We start from the raw sequence: 3,933 nt of genomic DNA, 5'->3' as shown, positions 1-3,933 counted from the left end.
CATTACTGGCTTACTTTTTTATTCTCCTTCAAATAGCCAACCGAAAGCACGTTGTATCCATTCGTCCCAAAAAATCCAATTATGCTCACCTGGCCCATGTTCAAATGTAACGGCTAAACCATTTTCTTTGATTGCCTCAGCCATCTCCTGATTAGCAGTAAATAAAAAATCAGATTCCCCACAAGCCAAAAAGATTCGTGGTACTTGTTGACCACTAGCAATTAGATTATCCAGTAAAAATCTTGGATCATTTATCGAACCTTCAATTTGGTCTAGTGGTCCAAAGATTCCTTCCCAGAAAGACTGCTTTCGAATTTTTAATAAATCATCCATTCGATTGCCAACGGAAACAGCTCCAGACAATGAAACCACTGCTGCAAAATTTTCGGGTTTAGCTAAGCCCAATTTTAATGCACCATAGCCGCCCATCGATAACCCAGCAGCATATGTTTTCTCTCTTCTTGTTGTCAATTGTGGAAATAATTCGTGGCAAATAGCCGGTAGTTCTTCTGAAATAAACGTCCAATATTTCATATCATATGTCGTATCCGTGTACCAACCTAAATCTGTTGATGGCATAATCACAGCTAAACCATAATCTGCAGCATAACGTTCAATAGATGATCGACGCTCCCAGACACTATGGTTGCCACCCATCCCATGTAATAAATACATCACTGGAACATCCGTGATTTCTTGCTGTGTGCTTGTGCCAATTACTTTATTCGTTTTTTGTGGAAGAATAACATTTAAATTAACTTCCATTTCTAATATATTAGAATAAATATTTGCTTGGATAAATGCCAATTTTTTCGCCTACCTTCTTTAACTTTCTATTATTTTACCACTTTTAATGCGTACAAAAAATGTTAAAGCTAGTGCAAGAACGACTAGAAGCAAACCAGCAAAGTAAACACTGTGTAGTCCATCATATAAAATTTCTCTTAATGGGACTAATAATGTAGCATCAATTTGTTTAGCAGTTTGTGGATTCACTAATTTATTCATGATATCAGCATCATCAGTTAGTTGTTTAGCTGCTAATTCTCTTTGAGTAACTGCATTCATCAGCAACCCAAATACTGCCACCATCACTGTTTGACCAATCGTTCGCACTAGTGTATTAAACGAAGTTGCCACGCCTAATTGTTCATGTGGAACACTATTTTGTGCACTAACAGTTGAGGTAGTCATTGTGATTCCCAATCCGACACCAATAATCGTTGAAATTGCAAAAAACCATAAAAAATTACTTGCAAAAGGCATCAAGTATAACCACATTCCACCAATAGTTGTAATCAATAGCCCAATTCGTAACACCCAATGAGTCGACATTTGTGACATCCATCGACTCGCTAAAAATGATCCTACCATCCAAACAAGTGAAAGTGGTGCTAAAACCAATCCACCTACTGCAGCATTCAGTCCAAGAACGCCTTGCATCCACATTGGAATATACACATCAATTCCCATCAAAAAACCACTCGCTAAAGCTGCTGCTAAATTGACAATCACAAACAATGGATTCTTAAATAAATCCAACATAATAACAGGATCTTTTGCGCGTTTTTCTGCCCAGATAAAAAGGAAAAATAGCAAAATACTAACTATCAATAAACTAATAACAAAAGTCGTAAATCCTTGATCACCTAATAATTGAAATCCAAGCAATAATGTTACTAATGTTGCCATCAAGCTCAAACTTCCCAAAATGTCCATTGGTTTTGCTTCACGTTCAATCGCTGGTTCATTTAAATAAATCCAAATCAATATCATCAGTCCAATACCAATTGGCACATTAATGAAGAAAATCCAGTGCCAGCTAATCGTATCAACAATAAAACCACCAGCCAGAGGACCAAACACACTAGCAATTCCCCATGCAGAACTATTTAATCCTAATACTTTTGCACGTTTTTCTATTGAATATAAATCACCTATAATGGTCAAAGCCACAGGCATCATTGCTCCAGCCCCCATCCCTTGTAGTGCACGGGCTGCAATCAATCCAATCATTGTTTGAGATAACCCACAGAACAAAGAACCAATAATAAAAAGGAATGTACCAAAAATAAAAATTGGTTTTCGGCCAATTTTATCAGCTAATTTTCCATAAATTGGTGTCAACATCGCATTTGTCAATAAGTAAATTGAAAATACCCAGTTCATTATTTCCATTCCATGTAGTGAACCAACAATTGTTGGCATTGCTGTTGTTACAATTGTTCCTTCAATCGCCGTCATAAATGTAGCAATAAATACACCTATTGTTACTAACGTTACATTTGTTTCTTTTTTCATTTTTTCCTCCCCATATTCAATTGTCAAAAATAAAATATATTAAAACAAGAATGATTTCAGATAATTAGTGAATAAGACTATAAAAAAAAGCAGAACGACTATCTTAAAGATAATCGTTCCAGCATTTTTATTACTTACTTAAAGTTGCTTTCAATGCTTCTACTTTATCCGTACGTTCCCACGGTAAATCAACATCTGTACGCCCAAAGTGCCCATAGGCAGCTGTTTGTCTGTAAATTGGACGACGTAGGTCAAGCATCTCGATAATACCAGCGGGACGAAGGTCAAAGTTTTCCCGTACTGCTGCAATTAAATCATCTTCCGATACTGTTCCTGTGCCGAAAGTATTGATTGAAATCGATACAGGCTGTGCAACACCAATCGCATAAGCTAATTGAACTTCAACTTTTCTTGCAAAACCAGCAGCAACAATATTTTTTGCAATATAACGTGCAGCATAGCTTGCAGAACGGTCAACTTTTGTTGCATCTTTCCCAGAAAATGCTCCGCCACCATGGCGAGCATAACCACCGTAAGTATCAACGATGATTTTTCTTCCTGTTAAACCAGCATCCCCTTGAGGACCCCCGATAACAAAGCGACCAGTAGGATTGATATAGTATTTAGTCTTATCATCTAATAATTCAGCCGGAATAACTTCCTTAATAACTTTTTCAATTACATCTTTATGAATTGTTTCATTATCTACTGCATCATCATGTTGTGTCGAAATCACGATTGTGTCAACTCGTTCAGGCTGTCCATCTTCTCCATACTCTACGGTAACTTGTGATTTAGCGTCTGGACGTAAATAAGTTAATTCGTTCGATTTACGTAATTCTGCAAGGCGGCGAACTAGACGATGGCTTAAAGCAATTGGTAAAGGCATCAATTCTGGTGTTTCATCAACCGCAAACCCAAACATAAGACCTTGGTCACCTGCACCAATCTCATCTAATAAGTCTTTTTGGTCTTCTTCACGAATTTCTAACGCTTCATTTACACCTTGAGCAATATCTGGTGACTGTTCATCAATCGCTGCTAAGACGGCCACGGTATCTCCATCAAAGCCAAATTTTGCACGAGTATAACCAATTTCTTTAATTGTTTCTCGTACAACTTTTTGAATATCTACATAAGCAGTGGTCGAAATTTCTCCAAATACTAAAACTAACCCGGTTGTTACGGATGTTTCGCAAGCAACACGTGCCATTGGATCTTGTGCTAAAATTGCATCTAAAATTGCATCACTGATTTGATCAGCAACTTTATCCGGATGCCCTTCAGAAACGGATTCTGAGGTAAATAAATGTCTTTCTGTCATGGTGATTCCCCCTAGTTAAATTCGGTTACAAGGCATCTCCGTTCGTACGGATCCTCTCGGGAACTTGCAACGAAATCAGTATAGCAGATAAAGTAGATTTTAGCTCGCTTTTTCAAAAATTTTTCATCAAAAAATGATAATTACATACAGAATTGTTTAACAATAAAACATTTTTACATATATAAATAAAAAACTTAGCACAGCTATCTTGTAAGATAACTCTGCTAAGTTTTTTGAAATCATTCTTTCGAAAAAAGAAAAAAAGATACTTTTACAAAGTATCTTTTGATGACCCGTACGGGATTCGA

At 36.8% G+C, this 3,933-nt stretch carries 3 protein-coding genes and 1 riboswitch; all 3 genes read right to left on the bottom strand.

Features of this window, described 5'->3' with window-relative positions:
- Window positions 1–18: 18 nt before the first annotated feature.
- On the bottom strand, window positions 19–807 hold the full coding sequence (locus DOK81_RS12010; RefSeq protein ID WP_206911171.1) for an alpha/beta hydrolase family protein: 789 nt from the start codon (window positions 805–807) through the stop codon (window positions 19–21).
- Between the two features lie 18 nt (window positions 808–825).
- Complete coding sequence (locus DOK81_RS12005; protein ID WP_206911169.1) at window positions 826–2,301, bottom strand: MDR family MFS transporter; 1,476 nt, start codon at window positions 2,299–2,301, stop codon at window positions 826–828.
- A 130-nt stretch (window positions 2,302–2,431) separates the two neighbouring features.
- Window positions 2,432–3,625, bottom strand: a complete 1,194-nt coding sequence (metK, locus tag DOK81_RS12000) for a methionine adenosyltransferase (RefSeq protein WP_206911166.1) — start codon at window positions 3,623–3,625, stop codon at window positions 2,432–2,434.
- A riboswitch (SMK box riboswitch) is annotated at window positions 3,623–3,700 on the bottom strand. Its footprint overlaps the gene before it by 3 nt.
- Between the last annotated feature and the right edge of the window lie 233 nt (window positions 3,701–3,933).

Source organism: Enterococcus sp. DIV0660C, assembly GCF_017316125.1.
In the GTDB taxonomy this organism is placed as follows: domain Bacteria; phylum Bacillota; class Bacilli; order Lactobacillales; family Enterococcaceae; genus Enterococcus_B.
This window is presented reverse-complemented; position numbering and strand designations above follow the sequence as displayed.